The organism is Protofrankia sp. CiP1_Cm_nod1 (assembly GCF_920888515.1).
Classification (GTDB): Bacteria; Actinomycetota; Actinomycetes; order Frankiales; family Frankiaceae; genus Protofrankia.
In genome coordinates this window covers 1-24,293 of the sequence record NZ_CAKKTM010000437.1, presented here as the reverse complement: position 1 = coordinate 24,293, position 24,293 = coordinate 1, and the positions used below count along the sequence as shown (strand labels likewise).

General features: G+C 69.8%; 31 protein-coding genes. 29 read left to right on the top strand and 2 right to left on the bottom strand.

Annotation, left to right across the window (positions count from 1 at the left end; genetic code table 11):
* Nucleotides 1-139: 139 nt before the first annotated feature.
* From rplP to truA, 24 genes are all read left to right on the top strand, one after another.
* Nucleotides 140-556, top strand: a complete 417-nt coding sequence (gene rplP, locus NBX02_RS19840; protein ID WP_250282597.1) for a 50S ribosomal protein L16 — start codon at nt 140-142, stop codon at nt 554-556.
* Nucleotides 556-861 carry a 50S ribosomal protein L29 gene (rpmC, locus tag NBX02_RS19835; protein ID WP_250282598.1) on the top strand — a complete coding sequence of 102 codons (306 nt, stop codon included), beginning with the start codon at nt 556-558 and terminating at the stop codon, nt 859-861. Before rplP ends, rpmC begins: the two co-directional genes overlap by 1 nt.
* Before the next feature lie 5 nt (nt 862-866).
* On the top strand, nt 867-1,223 hold the full coding sequence (gene rpsQ, locus NBX02_RS23400) for a 30S ribosomal protein S17 (RefSeq protein WP_445548541.1): 357 nt from the start codon (nt 867-869) through the stop codon (nt 1,221-1,223).
* Between the two features lie 175 nt (nt 1,224-1,398).
* On the top strand, nt 1,399-1,767 hold the full coding sequence (gene rplN, locus NBX02_RS19825) for a 50S ribosomal protein L14 (protein WP_013875102.1): 369 nt from the start codon (nt 1,399-1,401) through the stop codon (nt 1,765-1,767).
* Nucleotides 1,768-1,778: 11 nt separating this feature from the next.
* Nucleotides 1,779-2,096, top strand: coding sequence for a 50S ribosomal protein L24 (rplX, locus tag NBX02_RS19820; RefSeq protein WP_445548542.1), 318 nt, complete (start codon nt 1,779-1,781; stop codon nt 2,094-2,096).
* A 136-nt stretch (nt 2,097-2,232) separates the two neighbouring features.
* Entirely contained in the window at nt 2,233-2,805 is a 573-nt protein-coding gene (gene rplE, locus NBX02_RS19815) for a 50S ribosomal protein L5 (protein WP_250292537.1), read from the top strand.
* A gap of 142 nt (nt 2,806-2,947) precedes the next feature.
* Nucleotides 2,948-3,133, top strand: coding sequence for a type Z 30S ribosomal protein S14 (locus NBX02_RS19810; RefSeq protein ID WP_131748532.1), 186 nt, complete (start codon nt 2,948-2,950; stop codon nt 3,131-3,133).
* A gap of 196 nt (nt 3,134-3,329) precedes the next feature.
* Complete coding sequence (gene rpsH, locus NBX02_RS19805) at nt 3,330-3,737, top strand: 30S ribosomal protein S8 (protein WP_250282604.1); 408 nt, start codon at nt 3,330-3,332, stop codon at nt 3,735-3,737.
* Between the two features lie 11 nt (nt 3,738-3,748).
* Entirely contained in the window at nt 3,749-4,285 is a 537-nt protein-coding gene (rplF, locus tag NBX02_RS19800) for a 50S ribosomal protein L6 (RefSeq protein WP_250282606.1), read from the top strand.
* Between the two features lie 11 nt (nt 4,286-4,296).
* Nucleotides 4,297-4,665, top strand: coding sequence for a 50S ribosomal protein L18 (gene rplR, locus NBX02_RS19795; protein ID WP_250282609.1), 369 nt, complete (start codon nt 4,297-4,299; stop codon nt 4,663-4,665).
* Between the two features lie 49 nt (nt 4,666-4,714).
* Entirely contained in the window at nt 4,715-5,323 is a 609-nt protein-coding gene (gene rpsE / locus NBX02_RS19790; RefSeq protein WP_013875095.1) for a 30S ribosomal protein S5, read from the top strand.
* On the top strand, nt 5,323-5,508 hold the full coding sequence (rpmD, locus tag NBX02_RS19785) for a 50S ribosomal protein L30 (RefSeq protein WP_250282642.1): 186 nt from the start codon (nt 5,323-5,325) through the stop codon (nt 5,506-5,508). Before rpsE ends, rpmD begins: the two co-directional genes overlap by 1 nt.
* A complete protein-coding gene (gene rplO / locus NBX02_RS19780) occupies nt 5,505-5,999 on the top strand; it encodes a 50S ribosomal protein L15 (protein WP_250282610.1) in 495 nt (164 codons plus the stop codon). The genes rpmD and rplO overlap by 4 nt, the downstream gene beginning before the upstream one ends.
* Nucleotides 6,000-6,459: 460 nt before the next feature.
* Entirely contained in the window at nt 6,460-7,752 is a 1,293-nt protein-coding gene (secY, locus tag NBX02_RS19775; protein ID WP_250282612.1) for a preprotein translocase subunit SecY, read from the top strand.
* Nucleotides 7,752-8,405, top strand: a complete 654-nt coding sequence (locus NBX02_RS19770) for an adenylate kinase (protein WP_250282614.1) — start codon at nt 7,752-7,754, stop codon at nt 8,403-8,405. Before secY ends, NBX02_RS19770 begins: the two co-directional genes overlap by 1 nt.
* 342 nt (nt 8,406-8,747) lie before the next feature.
* The gene (gene map, locus NBX02_RS19765; protein ID WP_250282616.1) at nt 8,748-9,587 is read left to right on the top strand and encodes a type I methionyl aminopeptidase; all 840 of its coding nucleotides are present in this window, start codon (nt 8,748-8,750) and stop codon (nt 9,585-9,587) included.
* 252 nt (nt 9,588-9,839) lie between these two features.
* A complete protein-coding gene (gene infA, locus NBX02_RS19760) occupies nt 9,840-10,061 on the top strand; it encodes a translation initiation factor IF-1 (protein ID WP_006541558.1) in 222 nt (73 codons plus the stop codon).
* 114 nt (nt 10,062-10,175) lie between these two features.
* Nucleotides 10,176-10,289 carry a 50S ribosomal protein L36 gene (rpmJ, locus tag NBX02_RS19755; RefSeq protein WP_003956441.1) on the top strand — a complete coding sequence of 38 codons (114 nt, stop codon included), beginning with the start codon at nt 10,176-10,178 and terminating at the stop codon, nt 10,287-10,289.
* A 197-nt stretch (nt 10,290-10,486) separates the two neighbouring features.
* Nucleotides 10,487-10,867, top strand: coding sequence for a 30S ribosomal protein S13 (gene rpsM / locus NBX02_RS19750; RefSeq protein ID WP_250282618.1), 381 nt, complete (start codon nt 10,487-10,489; stop codon nt 10,865-10,867).
* 92 nt (nt 10,868-10,959) lie between these two features.
* Entirely contained in the window at nt 10,960-11,364 is a 405-nt protein-coding gene (gene rpsK, locus NBX02_RS19745; protein WP_013875088.1) for a 30S ribosomal protein S11, read from the top strand.
* 193 nt (nt 11,365-11,557) lie between these two features.
* The gene (rpsD, locus tag NBX02_RS19740) at nt 11,558-12,184 is read left to right on the top strand and encodes a 30S ribosomal protein S4 (RefSeq protein WP_047221581.1); all 627 of its coding nucleotides are present in this window, start codon (nt 11,558-11,560) and stop codon (nt 12,182-12,184) included.
* A 205-nt stretch (nt 12,185-12,389) separates the two neighbouring features.
* Complete coding sequence (locus NBX02_RS19735; RefSeq protein ID WP_250282620.1) at nt 12,390-13,442, top strand: DNA-directed RNA polymerase subunit alpha; 1,053 nt, start codon at nt 12,390-12,392, stop codon at nt 13,440-13,442.
* A gap of 291 nt (nt 13,443-13,733) precedes the next feature.
* Nucleotides 13,734-14,390, top strand: a complete 657-nt coding sequence (gene rplQ / locus NBX02_RS19730; protein ID WP_250282622.1) for a 50S ribosomal protein L17 — start codon at nt 13,734-13,736, stop codon at nt 14,388-14,390.
* Nucleotides 14,391-14,984: 594 nt separating this feature from the next.
* On the top strand, nt 14,985-15,824 hold the full coding sequence (gene truA / locus NBX02_RS19725) for a tRNA pseudouridine(38-40) synthase TruA (protein ID WP_250282624.1): 840 nt from the start codon (nt 14,985-14,987) through the stop codon (nt 15,822-15,824).
* Nucleotides 15,825-15,972: 148 nt separating this feature from the next.
* On the opposite strand, the gene NBX02_RS19720 is transcribed toward truA, so the two are convergent.
* A complete protein-coding gene (locus tag NBX02_RS19720; RefSeq protein ID WP_250282626.1) occupies nt 15,973-16,815 on the bottom strand; it encodes a hypothetical protein in 843 nt (280 codons plus the stop codon).
* Here NBX02_RS19720 and NBX02_RS19715 point away from each other — a divergent pair.
* The 5 genes from NBX02_RS19715 (at nt 16,814) to glmS (ending at nt 22,630) form a co-directional block, all read left to right on the top strand.
* Entirely contained in the window at nt 16,814-17,671 is an 858-nt protein-coding gene (locus NBX02_RS19715; RefSeq protein ID WP_250292535.1) for a hypothetical protein, read from the top strand. The genes NBX02_RS19720 and NBX02_RS19715 overlap by 2 nt on opposite strands.
* A 224-nt stretch (nt 17,672-17,895) precedes the next feature.
* On the top strand, nt 17,896-18,339 hold the full coding sequence (gene rplM / locus NBX02_RS19710; RefSeq protein WP_250282630.1) for a 50S ribosomal protein L13: 444 nt from the start codon (nt 17,896-17,898) through the stop codon (nt 18,337-18,339).
* A gap of 34 nt (nt 18,340-18,373) precedes the next feature.
* Nucleotides 18,374-18,781 carry a 30S ribosomal protein S9 gene (gene rpsI, locus NBX02_RS19705; protein ID WP_250282632.1) on the top strand — a complete coding sequence of 136 codons (408 nt, stop codon included), beginning with the start codon at nt 18,374-18,376 and terminating at the stop codon, nt 18,779-18,781.
* Nucleotides 18,782-19,181: 400 nt separating this feature from the next.
* Nucleotides 19,182-20,528: a phosphoglucosamine mutase gene (gene glmM, locus NBX02_RS19700; RefSeq protein ID WP_250292538.1), complete on the top strand. Its 1,347-nt coding sequence runs from the start codon at nt 19,182-19,184 to the stop codon at nt 20,526-20,528.
* Between the two features lie 170 nt (nt 20,529-20,698).
* Nucleotides 20,699-22,630: a glutamine--fructose-6-phosphate transaminase (isomerizing) gene (glmS, locus tag NBX02_RS19695; protein ID WP_250292533.1), complete on the top strand. Its 1,932-nt coding sequence runs from the start codon at nt 20,699-20,701 to the stop codon at nt 22,628-22,630.
* A 951-nt stretch (nt 22,631-23,581) separates the two neighbouring features.
* On the opposite strand, the gene NBX02_RS19690 is transcribed toward glmS, so the two are convergent.
* Nucleotides 23,582-24,121, bottom strand: coding sequence for an SWIM zinc finger family protein (locus NBX02_RS19690; RefSeq protein ID WP_250282636.1), 540 nt, complete (start codon nt 24,119-24,121; stop codon nt 23,582-23,584).
* Nucleotides 24,122-24,293: the final 172 nt, after the last annotated feature.

The window sequence follows — 24,293 nt, the reverse complement described above, 5'->3', positions numbered from 1 at the left end:
GGCGCGGGCGGCGCGGCCGAGGCCACGTCGGCACCGGCGAGCTCCGAGGCCACGGCCTCCACGGCACCGGCCGCGTCTCCGGCCGACACCGCCGGGCCTGCCGCTGGCGCGGCCACCCAGGAGACGGAGGGCTAGAACGATGCTGATTCCTCGTAAGGTCGCACACCGCAAGCAGCATCACCCTAGCCGTGACGGCGCGGCCAAGGGCGGGACCAGGCTCGCGTTCGGCGAGTTCGGCATCCAGGCGCTCGAGCCGGCCTACGTGACGAACCGGCAGATCGAGTCGGCGCGTATCGCGATGACCCGTCACATCCGTCGTGGCGGCAAGGTCTGGATCAACATCTACCCGGACCGTCCGCTGACGAAGAAGCCGGCCGAGACCCGGATGGGCTCCGGCAAGGGCTCGCCCGAGTGGTGGGTCTCCAACGTCAAGCCCGGGCGTGTGCTGTTCGAGCTGTCCGGTGTCGCCGAGCCGGTGGCCCGCGAGGCGATGCGGCGCGCCATCCACAAGCTGCCGATGAAGTGCCGCTTCGTCACCCGTGAGGGAGGTGCGTGATGGCGACCGCGACCGCGGACGAGCTGCGGGCACTGTCCCGGCAGGATCTGGGGGACAAGCTGCGGGAGGCCAAGGAGGAGCTGTTCAACCTCCGTTTCCAGGCCGCGACCGGCCAGCTCAGCAGCAACCACCGGCTGCGGGTCGTCCGGCGTGACATCGCGCGTATCTACACGGTGCTGCGCGAGCGCGAGCTGGGTCTTTCCGAGGACCCGGAGCTGGTGGGAACCGGCGTGGCGGTCGCGGCTGACACTGACCAGGCGCAGGCCGAGCAGGCACAGACGGCTACCCAGGCGGAACGGGCGTGAGTGGGATGACAACGGACGACACCCCGACAACGGACACCCCGGCAACGGACGGCGCGGCGACGGACGGCGCGGCGACGGGCGCGGGGCACGACGCGCCGGCGGCGGAGGCCGGCCGCGGTTTCCGCAAGGTCCGCGAGGGCCTGGTGGTCAGCGACAAGATGACCAAGACCGTGGTCGTCGCCGTCGAGGACCGGGTGCAGCACCCGCTCTACGGTAAGACGATCAGGCGCACCAAGAAGATCAAGGCACACGACGAGAACAGCACCAGCGGCGTCGGCGACCGGGTCCTGCTCATGGAGACCCGGCCGCTGTCGGCGACGAAGCGCTGGCGCGTGGTGGAAATTCTGGAGAAAGCCAAATAGGTCGACCCGCTGACGGCGACGCGACGATGGCTGGCGCGTCGCCCGGGCAGTGGCAGGCGACGGATAGATGGCCCGACGGCGACGCGACGAGTCCGGCGTGTCGCCGCGGGCCGCACAGTAGGTCCAGCGAGCCGGCCGCCGGCAGGCGGGCGCCGACGCAGTTCGGGAGCGGGAAGTGATCCAGCAGGAGTCGCGACTTCGGGTCGCCGACAACACGGGTGCCAGGGAGTTGCTGTGCATCCGCGTGCTCGGTGGTTCGGGGCGTCGTTATGCCGGCATCGGCGACATCATCGTCGGGACCGTGAAGGACGCCCTGCCCGGGGCCGGCGTCAAGCGTGGTGACGTGGTCAAGGCGGTCGTCGTACGCACTACCAAGGAGCGTCGTCGTCCTGACGGCTCCTACATCCGGTTCGACGAGAACGCCGCCGTGCTCATCAAGGACGGCGGGGATCCCCGAGGCACGCGTATCTTCGGGCCGGTTGGTCGCGAGTTGCGTGACAAGAAGTTCATGAAGATCATTTCACTGGCGCCGGAGGTGCTGTGACCGTGGCCGGAATGAAGATCAGGAAGGGTGACACGGTCCAGATCATCACGGGTAAGGACCGGGGCCTGCGGGGGAAGGTCATCAGGGCCTTCCCGACCGAGAACAAGGTGCTCGTCGAGGGTGCCAACCGGGTCACCCGGCACACCCGGGTGGACACCTCGGCCCGCGGTTCGCAGTCCGGGGGGATCATCACCCAGGAGGCGCCCATCCACGTCAGCAATGTCATGATCGTGGATCCCTCCGACAACCGTCCCACCCGGATCGGCTACCGCGTCAACGACGACGGTACGAAGGTGCGGATCTCCCGCCGTACCGGCACCGAGCTGTAGCCGGCATGGCTGGTGTGAGCGGAGCCGGTGTGATCGAAGGGGCCGTCGGTGGCGTTCGGGTGGCCGCCGACGGCGTTCCTGTCGGATCGCGGTGGGGATCGCCGTCCGTTGGGCCGAGGCTGCAAGGAAACGAGAGATGACAACCACCACCACTGAAGCCCGTCCGCTGCCGCGGCTGAAGCAGCGGTACCGCGAGGAGATCGCGGCGGGCCTGCGCGAGCAGTTCCAGTACGCGAACGTGATGCAGATCCCGACCGTGGTCAAGGTCGTGGTCAACATGGGCGTCGGGGACGCCGCCCGGGATGCCAAGCTCATCGACGGTGCGCTGCGGGACCTTGCCTCGATCACCGGCCAGAAGCCGGCCGTCCGGCGGGCGAAGAAGTCCATCGCGCAGTTCAAGCTGCGTGAGGGCATGCCCATCGGGGCGAAGGTGACCCTGCGCGGCGACCGCATGTGGGAGTTCCTGGACCGGCTGGTCTCGGTCGCACTCCCGCGTATCCGTGACTTCCGGGGGCTCTCGCCGAAGCAGTTCGACGGCGCCGGCAACTACACCTTCGGCGTCACCGAGCAGTCGATCTTCCACGAGATCGACATCGACCGGATCGACCGGGTCCGCGGGATGGACATCACGGTCGTCACGAGCGCGACCACTGACGACGAGAGCCGCGCGCTGCTGCGGGCGCTGGGCTTCCCGTTCCGCGAGAGCTAGCCGGCGGCCCTCCGCTAGGAGATACCGGCCAAAGGCTGTGCGAAGATTTTTTCGTACGGCCGGCGGCCCTGGAAGAAGTGCCGGCCAAAGGCTGTGCGAAGATTTTTTCATACGGCCGGCGGCCCTGGAGGAAACAGGTCAGATGGCGAAGAAAGCACTGATTGAGAAGGCGATCCGCAAGCCGAAGTTCGGCGTGCGGGGTTACACCCGCTGCCAGCGGTGCGGGCGTCCGCGGTCGGTATACCGCGCGTTCGGCCTCTGCCGGGTCTGCCTGCGGCAGATGGCGCACCGCGGCGAGCTTCCCGGGGTCACCAAGAGCTCGTGGTAGAGCCCGCGGGAACGGCTCCCCGGCGCGTCGTGCCGGCGTGACGGGGATGCCGTCCAGCCCGCCGGGCGTCGTACCTGACGGGCCGCGCCGACGCGGGCCGCGCGGGCCACGGAAGCTGACGCACACCACCCACCGTTCGCGGTAGGCCCCACGGCTACGCGCCGCGGGGAACCGTCGCGAGGAAGGTTCCAGCCCCATGACGATGACAGACCCGATTGCGGACATGCTGACCCGTGTCCGCAACGCCAACCGGGCATACCACGATCGAGTGGTCATGCCGAACAGCAAGATCAAGACGCATATCGCCGAGATCCTCCAGCAGGAGGGCTACATCGCCGGGTGGCACGTCGAGGAGCCCCCGGACGGGACCGTTGGCGCGTCCCTCGTCGTGGAGCTGAAGTACGGCCCGAACCGGGAGCGCTCCATCGCCGGCGTGAAGCGCATCAGCAAGCCGGGCCTGCGGGTCTACGCCAAGGCGACCAACCTTCCCAAGGTGCTCGGTGGGCTCGGTGTGGCGATCATTTCCACATCGTCGGGCCTGCTGACCGACAAGCAGGCGAACAAGCGCAGAGTAGGCGGGGAAGTCCTCGCCTACGTCTGGTAAGGAGTCGCGCGATGTCACGTATCGGACGTCTACCGATTCCGGTGCCAAGCGGTGTGGATGTCTCCGTCGACGGCACGGAGGTCGTGGTCAAGGGCCCGAAGGGCACGCTCAGCCACTCGGTGGCGGAGCCGATCACCGTCAGCGCGCAGGACGGGCAGTTGCTCGTCGCCCGCCCGGACGACGAGCGCCGCTCGCGCGCCCTGCACGGGCTGACCCGCACCCTGGTGGCGAACATGGTGACCGGCGTCACCGCCGGCTACTCCAAGACGCTTGAGATCGTCGGTGTCGGCTACCGCGTGCAGGCCCGGGGCTCGGATCTGGAGTTTGCTCTGGGTTTCAGCCACCCGGTCCCGGTGAAGGCCCCCGAGGGCATCAGGTTCGAGGTGCAGACGCCGACCCGTTTCGTCATTCACGGGATCGACAAGCAGCAGGTCGGCGAGGTGGCAGCCAAGATCCGGCGGTTGCGCAAGCCCGACCCGTACAAGGGCAAGGGCGTGCGGTACCAGGGCGAGGTCGTCCGCCGCAAGGTCGGCAAGTCCGGGAAGTAGGGGAACGGATCATGGCTGTCAGTGTCAGCGCCCAGCGGCGTACGGCGAAGTTCCGCCGGCACGCGCGGATACGCAAGAAGGTCTCGGGCACGCCCGTCCGCCCGCGCCTCGTGGTCACCCGCTCGACCCGCCACATCTACGCCCAGGTCATCGACGACGTCGCCGGCCACACCCTGGCCTCGGCGTCCACGCTGGACCTCGCGCTGCGTACCGTGGACGGCGACAAGACCGAGCTGGCGAAGGCCGTCGGCCAGCTGGTCGCCGAGCGCGCCCGCAAGGCCGGCGTCACCGCGGTGGTCTTCGACCGCGGCGGGCGGACCTACCACGGGCGGATCGCCGCGCTGGCGGACGCGGCCCGGGAAGGTGGGCTGGAGTTCTGATGCCTCGGGCCTGCACGCGCGGATATTCAACGAACAGGGAGATTCACTGATGCCAGGCCAGCAGCGCCGCGGAGGCGGCTCCGGCGGCTCTGACCGTCGGGAACGCCGCGACCGCCAGGGCGGCGGTCCGGCCCAGGACAAGAACGCGTACGTCGAACGAGTGGTCGCCATCAACCGGGTGGCGAAGGTCGTCAAGGGCGGTAGGCGGTTCAGCTTCACCGCCCTGGTCGTGGTCGGGGACGCCGACGGCACCGTCGGTGTCGGCTACGGCAAGGCCAAGGAGGTGCCGGCCGCCATCGCCAAGGGCGTGGAGGAGGCCAAGAAGCACTTCTTCAAGGTGCCGCGGATCGGTTCGACGATCCCGCACCCGATCCAGGGCGAGGCCGCCGCGGGGATCGTGCTGCTCAAGCCGGCATCCCCGGGTACCGGCGTCATCGCCGGCGGCCCGGTCCGCGCGGTGCTGGAGTGCGCGGGCGTCCACGACGTGCTGTCGAAGTCACTTGGCTCGTCGAACCCCATCAACATCGTGCACGCCACTGTCGCGGCGCTGCGGGGCCTGATGCGCCCCGAGGAGATCGCCGCCCGCCGTGGCCTGCCCATCGAGGACGTGGCGCCGCCGGCGATGCTGCGTGCCCGCACGGTCGGGGCCGGTGCGTGATGGCCCGTCTGAAGATCACACAGATCCGTTCGGGGATCGGCGGGACCCGCAACCAGCGTGAGACGCTGCGGACCCTCGGCCTGCGCCGGATCAACGCGACGACCGAACGGGACGACCGTCCGGAGGTGCGCGGGATGATCGCTACTGTGAGTCATCTCGTCAGGGTCGAGGAGGTGGACGCGTGAGCGAGCTGACCAAGACAACCGAGCCGGAGACCGCCGATGCCCGGCGGGAGCCCAGCCTGAAGATCCACCACCTGCGGCCCGCGCCGGGTGCCCACAAGGCAAAGACCCGGGTCGGCCGTGGTGAGGCCTCCAAGGGCAAGACCGCCGGCCGCGGCACCAAGGGCTCCAAGGCCCGCAAGCAGGTCCCGGCCCGCTTCGAGGGCGGCCAGATGCCGCTGCACATGCGGGTGCCCAAGCTCAAGGGGTTCCGTAACCGCTTCCGCACCGAGTACCAGGTCGTCAACGTCGCGACGCTCGCCGAGCTGTTCCCCGACGGGGGGGAGATCGGCCTGGACGATCTCGTCCAGGCCGGTGCCGTCCGTCGTAACAGCCTGGTCAAGGTGCTCGGCGACGGAGAGATCGGGATCGCGCTGAGTGTGAGCGCCCACGCTTTCTCCGCGTCCGCCAAAGAAAAAATCACCGCTGTCGGTGGCAGCGTCACCGAGATCTAGGCCACATCCGGTGGGTGCCGGCCGGCGCGGGCGCCGCCCGCGCCGGCCAGGGATCCACCGGACACGACCTGGCCCACCGGGGCCTCGGAGGTGCTGGAGGGCTGCCCTCCGGTGTCCCGCTGCCCCGTCGGCCACGGCTGGCGGGGCAGCCAGGATCTGCTGGAGCCGTCGCGTCGCCCGAGTCCGCTGGCTTCGGGCGGCGCACTGCCGTTACCCTTACCCCGAACGCCTCGAACGCCGAGGTTGATGCCTGATGTCGCCGGCTACCGGAGGTGGAGGACAGTTCCACACCCTTCCGTATCCGCGGTGACCGGGGATGACGGGCCTGCCGCAGGCCCATGTCGGGACGAGTGGACCGTCTCTACTGTTACAGTCGGCACACCGCGCACTGCCGGTCCTATCTTCGGTCAGGGCAGTCGTCCACCGGGTGCGTTTGCCGTGACGATCAGCAGGAGGAGTCGTGCTCACCGCCTTCACACGGGCTTTCCGCACGCCTGACCTGCGCAAAAAGCTGCTTTTCACTCTCGGGATCATCATCCTGTTCCGGATCGGCAGCGTACTGCCTTCCCCCGGGGTGTCGACCAAGGCGATCAACGCCTGTCTGTCCTCGGCGAGCGCCGACAGCAGCAACGTCTACTCGCTGATCAACCTTTTCAGCGGTGGCGCTCTGTTGCAGCTGTCCATCTTCGCGCTCGGGATCATGCCGTACATCACGGCGAGCATCATCATTCAGCTGCTGGTGGTGGTGATCCCCAGGCTTGAGCAGCTGAAGAAGGAAGGCAGTTCCGGTGAGCAGAAACTCACCCAGTACACCCGTTATCTGACGATCGGGCTGGCGGTTCTGCAGGCGACCGGCATCGTCGCCCTCGCCCGCAGCGGCAACCTGTTCCCCGGCTGCGCCGCGCCGATCATTCCGGACACCAGCCTGTTCCGGATCGCGGTCATCGTGATCACGATGACCGCCGGCACCTCCCTGATCATGTGGCTGGGTGAGCTGATCACCGCCCGCGGGGTGGGCAACGGGATGTCTCTCCTGATCTTCACGTCGATCGCGGCGGCGCTGCCCTCCCAGGGCAGCCGGATCCTCCAGGTGGCCGGTGGCGTGGTCTTCGCCCTCGTCTGCCTGCTGGGGCTGGTGATCGTCGTGTTCGTCGTCTTCGTCGAGCAGTCGCAGCGCCGCATCCCGGTGCAGTATGCCAAGCGTCTCATCGGCCGCCGGATGTACGGCGGCACCTCGACCTACCTGCCCATCAAGGTCAACCAGGCCGGCATCATCCCGGTGATCTTCGCATCCGCGCTGCTGCAGCTGCCGCAGCTGCTCGGGCAGGTCTGGGACAACAAGGCCTTCCAGGACTTCGAGCAGCGCTATCTGGCTCGCGGCGACCACCCACTGTATCTCGTCAGCTATGCCGCGCTGATCGTTTTCTTCACTTACTTCTACGTGGCCATCACTTTCAACCCGACCGAGGTGGCGGACAACATGAAGAAGTACGGCGGTTTCATCCCCGGCATCCGGCCAGGACGACCCACCGCGGAGTACCTCGATCGCGTGTTGTCCAGGATCACGCTCCCGGGCTCGCTCTTCCTCGGTGCCATCACGGTCCTTCCGCTGGCGCTGTTGAACCTCACCAAACAGCAGCCCTTCCCGTTCGCCGGAACGTCAGTACTGATCATTGTCGGAGTGGGGCTGGAGACGGTGAAACAGATCGAAAGCCAGCTCATGCTCCGCAATTACGAAGGCTTCCTGCGGTAGTGCGCCTCGTACTGGTCGGACCGCCGGGCGCTGGCAAGGGCACCCAGGCCGCCTTCATCGCCCAGGCACGGTCGATTCCCAAGATTTCCACGGGCGACATCTTCCGGGCGAACGTCCGGGAGGGCACCGAGCTGGGGGTGCTCGCCAAGCAGTACATGGACGCCGGCGACCTCGTCCCCGACGAGATCACCATCGGCATGGTCCGCAACAGGCTGGCCGAGGACGACGCGGCCAAGGGCTTCCTGCTCGACGGCTTCCCCCGCAACGTGCCCCAGGCCGAGGTGCTGGGCCAGCTGCTCGAGGAGATGGGCACGCGCCTGGACGTCGTCCTGGAGCTCGTCGTCGACGACGACGAGGTGGTGCTGCGCCTGTCCGGGCGGCGGACGTGTCGTAACTGCGGTCACATCTGGCACATCGACTTCGACCCGCCCGCGCTGGAAGGTGTCTGCGACCGCTGCAACGGCGAGCTGTTCCAGCGGGACGACGACCGCTCCGAGACGGTACGCCACCGGCTGGAGGTCTACGCCGAGCAGACCGCACCCCTGGTCGCCTACTACGCGGCGAAGGGCCTGTTGATCGGTATCGACGCGACCGGCCCGGTGGACAATGTCACCGACCGCGCTCTCGACGCCCTGCGCCACTACGCGAGCTGACGCCCGCCGGCCGCTTCGGCCCGCCCCTCCGCGGCCGGCCTGGTGCGCGGCCGGCCCGTTCCGCGGCTGGCCTGGTGCCACCCGCCCCGGTGTGGCCCTGGCTCCGTGTGGGGCATCAGGGGTGGCCGGCTGTGGTGCTACCGGCGACGTGGCAGGCACACTAGGGCGGGGTGGGGTACCGATGGCAAGCTCACGGACGCGCCGCCAAGTGGCTCCGATAGCGTGTCCTCACTGTTCGCGCCACCGGAGGCCTACGGGACGGCCGCCGTCACAGGCGGACGGGACCACAGAGCTACCAGCGATATCACAGGGTTACTAGGGATACGGACCGGGGCGACGAGCGTGGCGCGACGAGAGCATGTCCAGATCAAGACCGCGGGTGAGATCGCGAAGATGCGGGTGGCGGGGCTTGTCGTCGCGCGCGCCCTGGAGAAGCTGCGAGCGGCGGTCGAGCCGGGGATCACCACTGCGGAGCTTGACACGATCGCAGAGAAGTCGATCCGCGGCGACGGCGGGATTCCCTCCTTCAAGGGCTACGGCCGGCCGCCCTTTCCCGCGTCGATCTGCGCGTCCGTCAACGACGAGGTCGTCCACGGGATACCGCACCGCAGACGGGCGCTGCGCGAGGGGGACATCATCTCCATCGACTGCGGCGCGATCGTGGACGGCTGGCACGGCGACTCCGCGATCACGGTACCGGTCGGGACGGTGCCCCAGCAGTTCCTCGACCTGATCGAGGTGTGCGAGCAGTCGCTGTGGCAGGGCCTGGCGGCCGTGCAGCTCGGCGGGAAGCTGACCGACATCTCGGCGGCGGTCGAGCGCCACGTCCGCCCGCGGGGGTACGGCATCGTGGACCACTACGGCGGCCACGGCATCGGGACCGAGATGCACCAGCCGCCGCACGTGCTCAACCACGGGCGGCCGGGCCGGGGGATCCGCCTGGTCGAGGGGCTCGCGCTGGCGATCGAGCCAATGATCACGATAGGGCGGCCGGACACCCGGGTGCTTGGTGACGAGTGGACCGTCGCCACCACGGACGGCTCCTGGGCCGCGCACACCGAGCACACGGTCGCGGTGACCCCACGCGGGCCCTGGGTGCTGACGGCCCTCGACGGTGGCGCGGCGAAGTTCGCCGAACTGGGGGTCGCCTGCGGACAGCCGGTCGGGACGCCCGCGTCCTGAGGCCGTCACCGGTAGCTCGCCGTGATCCGCTGCCGGCACGATCGCTGTCCTCCGGTCGCCGCCGACGGCAGTGATCGACGCTGCTGATCGACGCTGGTGACGGAGCCAGGTTGGCCCTTGACGAGTGGGCCACGTACACTTGAAAGCCGACGGTTAGCGGGACATCGATGTTCGCGAGATATTGATGTTCGCGAGATGTTGATGTTCGTCTGTGTCCACCGTCGGACACTCGAGGGTAGGACAGCGGAGGACATGCCGAAGAAGGACGGGGCTATCGAGATCGAGGGCCGAGTCGTGGAGCCACTCCCGAACGCGATGTTCCGGGTCGAGCTCCAGAACGGTCATCGGGTACTCGCCCACATCAGTGGCAAGATGCGTCAGCACTACATCCGGATCCTTCCAGAGGACCGGGTCGTGGTGGAGCTGTCGCCCTACGACCTGTCCCGTGGTCGGATCGTCTACCGCTACAAGTAAGCTCTCTGGCTACCGGCGGCGTGACGCTGCTTCTCGACGTCGTCGGCAGCCTGTGACACCACAGCCATTCGCAGACGCACCTGAAGCGGCTGCGCAAGAGAGGTCCGTGCAGCCGTGAAGGTCAAGCCGAGCGTCAAGAAGATCTGTGACAAGTGCAAGGTGATCCGTCGCCATGGCCGCGTGATGGTCATCTGCGACAACCTGCGCCACAAGCAGCGCCAGGGCTGACAGCCTCGGCGGATGGCCTGAGGCCGGTGTCCACGGCCACGGCCATCTGCTGCCGGGGCGACGCCCGTCCAAGCGTCACCAGGCCGCGGTACGCGGTATCCACCCCCGGTCGGAGGCCGGGGCCCGGGCCGGCGCACACGTCGTCGGCACGGGACGGAGACGCTCAAGACCTCCGGTAAAGGAAGGAAACACCTGGCATGGCACGCCTGTCCGGCGTAGACCTCCCGCGTGACAAGCGGGTGGAGATCGCTCTGACCTATATATTCGGGATCGGCCGCAGCCGTTCCCTGGAGACTCTTGCCGCCACCGGGGTCAGCCCCGACACGCGCGTCCGGGACCTGACCGACGAGGAGATCGTCCGGCTCAGGGAGTGGATCGACGCGAACTACCGGGTCGAGGGTGACCTGCAGCGGGAGGTGCGCCAGGACATCCGCCGGAAGATGGAGATCGGCTGCTACCAGGGCCTGCGGCACCGGCGCAACCTCCCCGTCCACGGCCAGCGGACGCACACCAACGCGCGTACCCGCAAGGGCCCGCGCCGCGCCATCGCCGGTAAGAAGAAGGCCGGCAAGAAGTAAGCCAGTAGTCAGCCGCCCCGGCCGGCAGCCGTCGACGGTGGCCATGGCCAGGCGCTGACCGACGACCTCGTAAACGGAGATCACGAAAGCATATGCCGCCAAAGACGCGTGCCGCCGGCATCAAGAAGGTCCGGCGCAAGGAGAAGAAGAACGTCGCGCACGGCCACGCCCACATCAAGAGCACCTTCAACAACACGATCGTGTCGATCACCGACCCCAGCGGGAACGTGATCTCCTGGGCGAGCGCCGGCCACGTCGGATTCAAGGGATCGCGCAAGTCGACCCCCTTCGCCGCCCAGATGGCCGCGGAGAACGCCGCCCGCAAGGCGCAGGAACACGGAATGCGCAAGGTGGACGTCTTCGTCAAGGGCCCCGGCTCGGGACGGGAGACCGCGATCCGCTCCCTGCAGGCGGCCGGTCTCGAGGTCGGCGCGATCCAGGACGTCACCCCGACCCCGCACAACGGCTGCCGGCCGCCCAAGCGGCGCCGGGTCTGACCAGCGGGATCCGGTGACAGACAGGATCTGACAACAGAGCAGTACCGCGGCTGTCGGTGGCGCGACACGGAGCATGACCGCGCCACCTCCGGTCGGGTTCGCGCCAGCAGCACCAGGGCCTCGAAGGCCTCCGGTGGCGCGAAGAAGCACATCCTCGCGCCACCCCTGGCCGAAAAAGGAGAGAAGGACAAGCATGGCCCGCTACACCGGCGCGGACTGCAAGCGCTGCCGCCGTGAGAAGACGAAACTGTTCCTCAAGGGCAGCAAGTGCGAATCGCCCAAGTGCCCGATCGAGATCCGCCCCTACCCCCCGGGTGAGCACGGCCGCGGCCGTACCAAGGACTCCGAGTACCTGCTGCAGAAGCGTGAGAAGCAGAAGTGCGCGCGCATCTACGGCGTCCTGGAGAAGCAGTTCCGTGGCTACTACGACGAGGCCAACCGGCGCACCGGCAAGACCGGTGACGAGCTGCTGAAGATCCTCGAGTCGCGGCTGGACAACGTCGTGTACCGCGCCGGCTTCGCTCCCTCCCGGGACGCCGCGCGCCAGGCCGTCCGCCACGGCCATGTCGTGGTCAACGGTGGCAAGGTCGACATCCCCAGCTACCGGGTCAGCGAGAACGACATCGTCGAGATCGCGCCCAAGGCGCGCGAGCTGACCCCGTTCATCATCGCCCGGGAGACCGCGGGCCAGCGCACCCCGCCGCCCTGGCTGGAGGTCATTCCCAGCCAGCTGCGGGTGCTGGTGCACTCGCTGCCGGCCCGGCAGGTGATCGACACCCAGGTGCAGGAGCAGCTCATCGTCGAGCTCTACTCCAAGTAGGCCATACCGGGGCAGGCCATGCCTCGGGCAGGCCGCACCGCACCGGGCCCACCGCCGGGCCCGGTGCGGACATCCCGTTCCGGATGGTCCACACTGGAACGGGTACGACGTGGACGGGACGGACAGAGGTCCCGCCCACGGGCTCCGACTGGAGCCGTAGTCACGGCGTCATATAGCGGTCGTCGTGTTCGGAAGGACGTACACCATGCTTATCGCCCAGCGTCCGACGCTGATCGAGGAGCCGATCTCGGAGTTCCGCTCGCGGTTCGTCATCGAGCCGCTGGAGCCGGGTTTCGGCTACACCCTCGGCAACTCGCTGCGCCGGACCCTGCTGTCCTCCATCCCCGGCGCGGCGGTGACCAGCATCCGTATCGACGGGGTGCTGCACGAGTTCTCCACCGTTCCCGGCGTGAAGGAGGACGTCACCGACCTGATCCTGAACCTGAAGGAGCTGGTCGTCAGCTCGGAGAACGACGAGCCGACCGTGATGTACCTGCGCAAGCAGGGCCCGGGAGCGGTGACCGCGGCGGACATCGCCCCGCCGGCCGGCGTCGAGGTCCACAGCCTCGACCTGCTGCTGGCCACCCTCAACGACAAGGGCAAGCTCGAGATCGAGCTGACCGTCGAGCGCGGTCGCGGCTACGTCAGCGCCGCCCAGAACAAGCAGCCGGGGCAGGAGATTGGCCGGATCCCGGTGGACTCCATCTACTCCCCGGTGCTCAAGGTCACCTACAAGGTCGAGGCGACCCGTGTCGAGCAGCGCACCGACTTCGACCGGCTCATCGTGGACGTCGAGACGAAGCAGTCGATCTCGCCGCGGGACGCGATGGCCAGCGCCGGCAAGACGCTCGTCGGCCTCTTCGGCCTCGCGCAGGAGCTGAACGCCGAGGCGGAGGGCGTCGACATCGGCCCGTCCGCCGCGGACGCCGCGCTCGCCGCGGACCTGGCGCTGCCGATCGAGGAGATGGACCTCACCGTCCGCTCCTACAACTGCCTCAAGCGCGAGGGCATCCACACCATCGGTGAGCTGGTGTCCCGCAGCGAGGCGGATCTGCTCGACATCCGCAACTTCGGGCAGAAGTCGATCGACGAGGTCAAGACGAAGCTCGCCGCGATGGCTCTCCAGCTCAAGGACTCCCCGCCCGGGTTCGACCCGCGGCACGCGGTGGACACCTACGGCACCGACACCTACTCGTCGGCGCCGTTCAGCGACTCTGCCGACGACGGCTCGGAGTTCGTCGAAACCGAGCAGTACTGACCGAGCGGTACCAGCCGGAGCGGTACCAGCCGGAGCGGTACTGATGAACAGGCACCAGGGAACAGCGGCACCCAGCAGGCAGCACCGAAGAAGCAGCGGCGCTCGGGCTGAAGGCGGCGCGGTATCATTGCCGCGCCGCCCGATGCTCCGCGTCTACTGATCTTGGTTTTTGCGTGATCGTCGACGGCGGTTGCGTGGCCCCCAGGCGGTGGCCCGCCCACGAGCTCGGGGTCTTCCTAGGGATTCCGGCGAAGCCATCCGGCGGGATAGAAGGATCGAGGAGCACCTGTCATGCCCACGCCTACCAAGGGCCCCCGGCTCGGTGGCAGCCCCGCGCACGAGCGGCTGTTGCTGGCCAACCTCGCCACCGCGTTGTTCGAGCACGGCGGCATCACCACGACCGAGACCAAGGCGAAGCGGCTGCGTCCGTACGCCGAGCGGCTGGTCACCTTCGCCAAGCGCGGCGATCTGCACGCCCGTCGGCGGGTGCTCAGGTTCGTCCGCGACAAGTCGGTGGTGCACGTCCTGTTCACCGAGATCGGCCCACGCTACGCGGACCGCAACGGTGGCTACACCCGCATCGTCAAGCTCGGGCCCCGCAGGGGAGACAACGCCCCGTTGGCCCGCATCGAGCTGGTCGAGGCGCTGACGTTCGCCCAGCAGGCGGTCCGGGAGGCCGAGCAGGCCCGGGGCACCCGCTTCGCCCCCCGTCGCCGCCCCACCGGCGCGACGGCCGAGGCCGCGGCCGACCTGGCGAAGGAGTCGCCCACCGCGGCAGCGGTTGCCGCCGAAGCCGAGGCGGCCGCCGAGGCCGACGCTCCCGTTGTCGAGGCCGTCGCCACGCCCGCTGACACCGATGCCGGCACCGAGTCGGCACCGGCGCTGCCGGTGGAGGAGCCGGTGGAGGAGAACGCCGACGACACGCCGAAGAGCCCCAGGGCCGACTGAGCTTTCAGGGGTCGACCGGGCCGGCTTTCCGGGACCGACCGGGCTGGCTGAGCCTGGCCGACAGGCCGGAACCAGCTGAAGCCGGACGAGCATCGGGGGTCCGTCCCCGGGCCGCTCGTCCGGCTTGGTCGTTGTCAGCTACTGGCCTGCTGGCATCGGTCAGACAGCATGGGCCCCGTCCGCGGTCAGAGCCCGTGCGCAGCCCCGCTCCAGGGGGAGCCTGATCCGGCCGACAGGCCGGTAGGCCTACCGGCGACAGGCCAACAGGCTGACAGGGTCTTCCCGCGATCTTCCCGACGGTTCGTACGCTCCTCCCGTCGGCTCGTACGTCCCAACGTCCGCCGCGTTGCGCCGGGTGGCCCATGGTTGCGCAATGGTTGTCCTGGGATTGCTTCGGGGAGGGGCTCCGGCCGCCTCGACGGGACCCGCATCGCACCGGTCCACCATCTGGCGGAGGATGGTGGACCTCATGTTTCGCGTGCCGCCGTGATTCCGGTGATATCCGATGTGCTTACACCATCTTCTTTGTGTCCTGCGGGACGATATGACCCGAAGTATGATCGACAACTGTGTGACCCGAATCGTCAGGAAGCGGTGAGCGCTGTCGACGGCCTGCTCCGGCTCCGTCTCGGCCTCGCCTATGACGGCACCCCGTTCGCGGGGTGGGCACGTCAGCCCGGGCAGCGCACCGTGCAGGGTGACGTCGAGGACGCGCTGATGCGGGTGGCGCGGCTGCCGGCGGTCCGGCTCACCGTGGCCGGGCGTACCGATGCCGGCGTCCACGCCCGCGGCCAGGTGGCCCACGTGGACATCCCCGACGACGTCCCGCTCGGTGGGCTTGCGCGCAGGCTCAACGGCGTGCTCGACCGTGCTGTGCGGATCACGGCCCTGGCACCGGCACCGCCGGGTTTCGACGCCCGCTTCTCCGCGCTGTCCCGCCGCTACGTCTACCGGATCGCTGACGCACCGTACGGGGTCGATCCGCTGCGCCGGCACGACACGCTGGCCTGGCCGCGTCCCCTGGATGCCGAGCGGATGGCCGACGCGGCCCTGGCCCTGGTGGGGGAGCGCGACTTCGCCGCCTTCTGCCGGCGCAGGGAGGGCGCGACCACGGTGCGCACACTGCTGCGCCTGGACGTGGCACGGGTGCCCGACGGCCATGACGGTGTGGTCGTCGCGGACGTGGAGGCGGACGCCTTCTGCCACTCCATGGTGCGGGCCCTGGCCGGTGCGCTGCTGGCGGTGGGGGAGGGGCGGCGCCCCCGCCACTGGCCGGCGGACGTCCTCGCCCGCGGTGCCCGTGACCCGGCGGTGACGGTGGCCCCGCCCCACGGCCTGACCCTCGTCGAGGTCCGCTACCCGCCCGACGCGGAGCTGGCGGCCCGGGCGGCGGTGACCCGGGCGGTGCGGGTGCCGACGAGCTCGTCCGGATGACCCTGGCCCGCACAGGCCTGCCCGCGCGGCCGTCCATACAGCCTGTCCGCACGGCGCTGCCTGTCCGTGCGGCGCTGCCTGTCCGCACGGCCGTCCCTCCCGGCCGGCGGCGCCTGGCGGGGTAGCGGCCCGGGGCGGGAAGGCGGGGTCAGCGTGGCCCGTGGCCGACGAGGACCCGCTGCGAGATCGGCTGGCTGGCCAACAGGGCGAGGTCGCGGCGCGCCGTGGTCAGCGCCGGGTCGGTGGGGGCGCCCTCGGCCCCGTCCGTGTAGGCCAGCTGGATCACGATCAGGTAGTGCCCGCTCACGGGGGCGGTCCGCCAGGAGTTGTCAGCGGTCGGGTTCGTCACCGCCGCGCCGGGAAGCGACTCGGCCGGCACCGGCAGGGCTGGTACGCCGCCCCGGCCCTCGGTGACGGCCTTGGCCGCGCTCGCGGCTGTGCTCGCCTCGTCCAGGACGAGTACCGAAGTGGCCGCGAGCACCCGGCGTCCGGAGGTGTCCGGCTCGGACAGGTAGACCGCCCGGACGAGCTGCCGGCACCGGTCACCCGGGAGCGTGTTGACGAGTTCGCCGGTCAGGCCCGGGCAGCCCGTGTCCAGCTTCTGCGCCAGCCGGGTGTAGGTGTGCAGGTTGAGGGTGGCCCGGGGAGCGCCGAAGAACTCGGCGGCCGTGACCGGGTCGGAGTCCGTCCGGGCGCTGTTGACGAAGGTGGGGCTGGCCGCCGACACGGTGGCGGGCGTGGCTGACGGGCCCTTGGCGTCGTCCTGGTCACGGCCTGCCAGGACGGCGATGGCCGCGACGGCCACGAGCACGACGACACCGATGATCACAGCCGGTCTGGTGAGGCGGCCCGCGGACAGGAGCCGTCCGCTGGGAGCGGTGCCGCCGGAGGGGCCGCGGCCGGTGCCGTCGACGCCGGGCGCGGCTGCCCGCGGGACAGACGGGACGGTCTGGTTGCGCTGGCGGTGTGCGTCCCCGCCGACGGAGGGCATGCCCGCGGGGCTCTCGGGCGACGCCTGGGCCACTGGCGCCGTCGAGGTTTCCGGCGAGGGCACCGGGTTCCCCGGCGACGCCGGGGCTTTCAAGGAGTTCGGGACCGTCGGTAGCGCCGCGATCTTCGAGGGGGGCGAGGGCGCTGAGGACCCTGACGATGCCGAGGCCGTCGCCGAGGTCTTCGGTGCCGTCGGGGTTTCCGGTGCCGCCGAGGCCTGCGGTGCCGCCGAGATCTCGGACGGTTTCGGCTCCCCGGCCGGCGGTTGGGCCGTGGCGGGTGCCGGCTTGCCGGAGGCGCCGTTCTTTCTGCCGACCGGCACCGTATCCCTGCTTGGCGTCACCCCGCCGTCGTCTGGCGTCTCCGGCGCCTCGCTGGTGCTCGGTGTCTCCAGCGTTGTGCCGGTGCTCGGCGTCTCCGGCGGGGTGCCGGCCGGCGGCTCCGGTGAGCCGCCGGGGATGGTGGGCGGTGCGCTGTCCGCCGGCTGGCTGTCCGCTGGCTGTTCGTCCGCGGGCTGGTTCTCCCGTGGCACGGAGCCGGTCTCGCGGGCCGTGGGCGGGGTGGCGGCTGGCACGAGCGCGCTGTCCAGCGGCTGGACCGTGGCCGCCCGGTCGAAGATCCCGGCGTCGGACGTCCACACGGGTCTGCGGATGGAGGCCGGCAGCGTGTTCAGGGGGCCGAACAGCGGGTCGTCTGCTGCCGGGACCCACGGATCCGCGGGATCCGCTGTCTCGGCGGGATCCTCGGCTGCATCCACAGCCTCTACGGCGTCCCCCGAGGCGCCTGGCGGCTGCTCTGGCTTCTCGTCCATCCCCCGTAGACTACGATGTCCGACAGATCTTTGTAGTTTTGGATGATCATTACATGAATGATCAGTGTATGGATGATCAGTGCATGGATCGGTGCATGGGGGTCCCCGGCCGGTCGTGCCGATCGCCTGGTAGCCTCAAGGACTGCCGCTCCTGTCAGGTGGCGAGGCCTGTGTCGGCCGCGCGTCCTGGCGCAGCCGGCGGCTTCTGAGCCACTCATCTGAGCGGTTCGCAGGCACGATACGCATCCGCTGACAAGAAAAGGCAGACCTGTGCGCACGTACCAGCCCAAGCCCACAGACGTCCAGCGTGCCTGGCATGTCATCGATGCCACGGACGTGGTGCTCGGCAGGCTGGCCAGCCAGGCCGCCCAGCTGTTGCGTGGCAAGCACAAGCCGACGTTCGCTCCGCACATCGACACCGGCGACTTCGTCATCATCGTGAACGCCGGCAAGGTGGCCCTCAGCGGCAACAAGCGCGAGCAGGCCAAATACCACCGCCACTCCGGCTATCCCGGCGGTCTGCGCAGCGTCTCCTACGGGTCGCTGCTGGACACCCGGCCGCAGCTCATCATCGAGAAAGCCATCAAGGGCATGCTGCCGAAGAGCAAGCTGGGCCGGGCGCAGGGCACCAAGCTGAAGGTCTACGCCGGGCCGACGCATCCGCACCAGGCCCAGCAGCCCCAGCCGTTTGCAATCACCCAGGTCGCGCAGTAAGCCGCGGACCATCTGACCAGGAAGGACAGACGACGTGGCTGTCGTGACCGACGCCCAGGGCAATCCCCGCGCCACCGGCCGGCGCAAGGAGGCTGTTGTCCGGGTACGCCTGCTGCCGGGCAGCGGCAAGTGGATTCTCAACGGGCGCTCCCTGGAGGACTACTTCCCCAACAAGGTGCACCAGCAGCTGGTCAACGAGCCGCTCAAGGCGGTGGACCGGGCCGAGTCCTACGACGTGGTCGCCCGGCTGCACGGCGGTGGGGTCTCCGGCCAGGCCGGCGCACTGCGGCTCGCGCTCGCCCGGGCGCTGATCACCGCTGAGGAGGAATCCCGCCCGGTGCTGAAGAAGGCCGGTTTCCTGACCAGGGATGCCCGGGTCAAGGAACGGAAGAAGTACGGCCTGAAGAAGGCCCGGAAGGCACCTCAGTACAGCAAGCGCTGACGTTCCGGGACGGACCGCCACCCGCCTTCGTCCTGTTCGTTCGGAATATTGTTTGCGCGCTCCGTAGCCCGCGTGGCATCCGCCCGGGCTGCGGAGTGCGCGGCTATGCTTCTCATCACGTGGTCGCGTACTCCGGAGCGTCTCTCCAGGATGGCGAACGCGTGATCGAGTCTTTTCGCGCGCATCCGGGAGTCCCAGGGCATCCGCCAGGCGAAGGAGCGTGTACGAAGAGCGCGTTCGTGCTTTTCCTCGCGTGCCCACGGGCCGTCACGATGCCGGTGGCCCGCAAGAGCGCGCGGCCATGGTCTTTCTCACGCCCTCGGCAGGTCCCGGGGAATCCGGCGGGACCGCGGTCCGCGGGCGGCGTCCGACACGGGATGAACTGACGGCGGTGACCACTATGGTGAGGCTTTTCGGTACCGACGGCGTTCGCGGAGTCGCCAACGTCGATCTTACGGCCGAACTGGCGCTGGGGCTGTCGGCAGCGGCCGTGAGGGTGCTCACCGAGCACCGTCCAGCCGGCTCCGGGCGCCCGGCCGTGGTGGTCGGGCGGGACACCCGTCCCTCGGGGGAGTTCCTGGAGGCGGCGGTCGTCGCGGGGCTCGCGTCGGCCGGTGCGGACGTGCTGCGCATCGGGGTGGTCCCCACGCCCACGGTGGCGCACGCGGTCGCCAGCTCGGGGGCGGACCTCGGCGTGATGCTCTCGGCGAGCCACAACCCGATGCCGGACAACGGCATCAAACTGTTCGCCGCGGGCGGGCAGAAGCTGCCGGACGAGATCGAGGACGAGATCGCCGAACGCCTCGCCGCGCCGGTGCCCAACCGTCCCACCGGTGCGGCCATCGGCCGGATCCGTGACGATCAGGACCTTGTCGAACGGTACGCGCGGTTCCTGCTGGCGGCCGTTCCCGTCGCGCTGACCGGCCTGCGGGTCGTGGTCGACTGCGCGCAGGGGGCCGCGTACACGCTGGCGCCGCGCGTGCTGCGGGACGCCGGGGCCGACGTGATCGCCCTGCACGCGGACGGTGACGGCACCCGGATCAACGACGGCTGCGGCGCCACCCATCTGCAGGCGCTCCAGGCGGCGGTGCTCGAGCACGGCGCCGACGTCGGTATCGCGCACGACGGCGACGCCGACCGCTGCCTGGCCGTGGACGCCAACGGCGAGATCGTCGACGGCGACCAGATCCTCGCCCTGTCCGCGCTGGGGCTGCGCGAGCACGGCAAGCTCACCGACGACACGGTCGTGGTGACGGTGATGTCGAACCTGGGCTTCCACCACGCGATGCGGGACGCCGGGATCCACGTGGTCGCGACCCCGGTCGGCGACCGCTACGTCCTGGAGGCCATGCGTGAACGGGGGCTCGCCCTCGGTGGGGAACAGAGCGGGCACGTCGTCTTCCTCCAGCACGCGACGACCGGGGACGGGCTGCTGACCGCCCTGCAGGTGCTCGGCCGGATGACCGAGACACAACGTCCGCTCGCGGAGCTCGCCAAGGTCATGACAAGGCTGCCGCAGGTGCTCGTCAACGTCCCGGGTGTGGACCGGTCGAAGGTGTCCACGTCACCGGAGCTCGCCGCCGCGGTCGCCGCGGCCGAGGCCGAACTCGGGGACGACGGCCGGGTCCTGCTGCGCCCGTCCGGCACGGAGCCGCTGGTCCGGGTCATGGTGGAGGCGCCGACCGGGGAGCAGGCCCGGAGGGTCGCCACCCGCCTGGCGGCGGTCGTCCGCGGCGCCCTGGGCTGAGACACCCCGCGAGGCGCCTGCCGGGATGCCCGGCGTGGTGCCCGCGGGCCCTGCCTGCGTCCGAAGCGTTATTACCGGCAGCGAACACCGCTATCACCACCAGTAGACGCAAAGGCGTGTAATGAGTCCTCCCCGGTGGGCGCGGGCCGCTGATTGCGTACGCTGACCGCATGTGTGGGATCATCGGGTACATCGGGGGACAGCCCGCGCTCGAGGTGGCTCTGGCCGGGCTTCGCCGGCTGGAATACCGGGGCTACGACTCGGCGGGCGTGGCCGTGGTCGTCGACGGCGGGCTGCGTACTCTGCGCAGAGCGGGCAAACTGGCCAACCTGGAAAAGGCGCTCGCCGAATCGGAGACCAGTCCACAGGGAACCGTCGGTATCGGCCATACCCGCTGGGCGACGCACGGCGGGCCGACGGACGGCAACGCGCATCCGCACACCGACTGCACCGGTGCCATCGCCGTGATCCACAATGGGATCATCGAGAATTTCGCGAGCCTGCGGGCCGGCCTGGAGCGCGACGGACACGAGCTCGTCAGCGAGACCGACACCGAGGTCGTCGCGCACCTGCTGGAGGACGAGCTCGCCACGGTGAACGCCTCGGACGGGCCCGCGGCAGCGGCCGGGGGGGCTGGGGCCGCCGGGCCCGGCGAGGAGGCCGCAGCGGCCGGGGCGAGCCGGCTGACCGAGGCATTCCGCCGGGTGTGCCGCCGCCTGGAAGGCGCCTTCACGCTGGTCGTGGTGCACCGGGACCATCCCGACGTGGTGGTCGGGGCGCGGCGTAACAGCCCGCTCGTAGTCGGTGTCGGTGCCGGCGAGGCCTTCCTGGCCAGTGACGTCGCGGCTTTCATCGCGCACACCCGCAGCGCCGTGGAGATCGGCCAGGACCAGATCGTCGAGGCCCGCCGCGACGGCGTGACCATCACCGACTTCGCCGGCAACCAGGTCGAGGGACGCCCGTACCACGTCGGCTGGGACGCCAGCGCCGCGGAGAAGGGCGGCCACCCCTACTTCATGCTCAAGGAGATCAGCGAGCAGCCGGCCGCCCTCGCCGACACCCTGCGCGGCCGTCTGTCCGGCGACGCCGAGATCGTCCTCGACGAGGAGCGCCTGTCCGCCCAGGACTTCCGTGATGTGGACAAGGTGTTCATCGTCGCCTGTGGCACGGCCTACCACGCCGGGCTCATCGCCAAGTACGCCATCGAGCACTGGACGCGGCTGCCCTGCGAGGTGGAGATGGCCTCGGAGTTCCGTTACCGCGACCCGGTCCTGGACCGTTCCACGCTGGTCATCGCCATCAGCCAGAGCGGTGAGACGCTGGACACCCTGATGGCGGTCAAGCACGCGCGGGAGCAGAAGGCCCGGGTGCTGGCGATCTGCAACACGAACGGGTCGACGATCCCGCGGGAGTCCGACGCCGTCCTGTACACCCGCTGCGGCCCCGAGGTCGGGGTGGCCTCGACGAAGACCTTCCTCGGCCAGGTGGCCGCGTGCCTGCTGGTCGGGCTGTACCTGGCGCAGGTCCGGGGGGTGCTCTACGGCGACGAGGTCGCCCGGTACGTCGAGAAGCTGCAGGCCATGCCGGCCCTGGTGGGCGAGACCCTGGCCACGATCGAACCGATGCGGGCGCTCGCGCGCACCCTCGCCGACGCCAGGGCCGTGCTCTTCCTCGGCCGGCATGTCGGCTACCCGGTCGCTCTCGAGGGCGCTCTCAAGCTCAAGGAGCTCGCCTACATGCACGCGGAGGGCTTCCCCGCCGGGGAGCTCAAGCACGGCCCGATCGCGCTCGTCGAGCAGGGGCTGCCGGTTGTCATCGTGGCGCCGTCCCCGCGGGGGCGTTCGCACCTGCACAGCAAGATTGTTTCCAACATCCAGGAGGTCCGGGCCCGCGGTGCCCGGACCATCGTCATCGCCGAGGAGGGTGACACCGTCGTGGAGCCCTATGCCGAGCACCTGATCCGGGTGCCGGCGACGCCGACCCTGTTCGCCCCGCTGGTGACGACGCTGCCGTTGCAGGTCTTCGCCTGCGAGCTGGCCCTTGCCCGCGGCCTCGACGTCGACCAGCCGCGCAACCTCGCCAAGTCCGTCACCGTCGAATAGCCGCCGTATCCGGAGCCTCTCGAAGCCCATGCCGGCCGGGCCACGAGAGGCTCCGGGTGGTGAGGCTCCGGATGGTGGAAGATGCGGCGCCGGGGCGGCGGATATGCTGGCCCGGCGCATCCAGGTGCTCGAGGGCATATCTTCGCCGGGCCTCGCCGCTGATCCGTTCCGCTGGCCTGCTGAGGTCCTGTTGAGGATTCATCAAGGGATCGCCGAGAGCCGCACGACAAGTTGTCGGATATTTGGTTTTCAGAGTGAGTTCGGCGACAAATCGCGTCGATTGATGTTCTTCTGTTGACCTGAAACAGTGTCGGCTAAGAAACTTTCTCCAGGCTCACGGACGGACTGGCCGGCTCCCCGGGCATGAGGAGCGCCGCCCGAGGGCCGTAAGGGGAACAGAACCAGATGCGCCGGCTCCCGCGAGCGGCCCGGGCGGCCCAGCTCCCGCGGATTCCCGGGGCGGCCGGGCCGGTTCCCGGGCTCGCCCTGCCGGTGGAGCGGATCCGGCGGGCTCAGCGGGCGCGGGAAGGACGTGATCGCGCCGCCGCTTGCTTCGCTGGCTGTGGTCAGCCGCGGGCGTCCGGCCCATGGCAGGCCAACGGCCGCTGCCGCCGTCCGTGCCGCGGGCGTGTCCGCGGGTGGCCCGGCCAGCCGATGATCATTAGGGTCATACGGCTGGATCGTCCGGCCGTTCGCGCACGCCCCACCCTGGCGGTCCAGGTCCCGTGTCCGGCGGGACTGCCGACCGTCGCCGCGGGCGCCGTGACCCCGCGTCCGCGGCGACAGGCTGCCACCGAAGGCGATGGGCTGCCGGGAGAAAGCATCCCTTCTGGTCATCTGTCCGGTCGTCTGCTGGGCCTGCCGGGTAGGAGGTCGCTGTCGGCGGATGTCGATGAACCCGCCACAGCCCGTGGCCGGTGGGCCTGGTTCGGGCCGGGCCGGCCCTCGGGCTCATCCGGTCGGGTGCGGACGCCGCCAGCGCGCCGCGGCCTCGCGTAGGTCCATGGCCAGAATGTCGTTGACGGCGGCGAGGTCGACCACCAGGTCGACCAGTGCCGGCCCGTCCAGGCTCTCGAGGAAGTCACGCAGGTCGATGGGCTGGCCGTCGGCGTCGTAGAAGCCGTCGTCGGTGTGGTCGACGTCGTCGCTGTCCTCGTTGGGGTCGATGGCACCCGTGGCCACCAGCGCCAGCGCGACGGCGTGCGCGCAGAACTGTTCGACGGCGCCGGTCGGACAGGTGCAGGTCGAGCCCGGTGTTCCGTCGATCACCGAGAGCTGGGTGTGGGTGAGCTGGTCGCCGTCCACGGTGCCGGACGCGCTGCTCGGGCGGATTCTCAGGTCGCCGACCCGTCCCTGCAGCGCGAGAGCGACGCCACGGGTGAACTCGCCCAGGCCCGCGAGGCGTGCGCACTCGTCCTCGTCGAAGACTGCGTGCAACGGTGTGATGGCGATGTCGTCATGTCCGTTTGGCCCCGACTGGTTGACGATCATCGGGTAATTCTACGAGACATACCGTCTGCGGGTGCGGGGCCCTGGCGGTCTGCCACAGCTCACGGCCATGGTGCGCGTCCTGGCCCGCGCCCGCGGCCGCGGCTGACGGCCGACGTGGTCCCGCGACGGCCGTGCGCCCGCGCCACGGCCGCGGCCGGTGACCGGCCGTGGC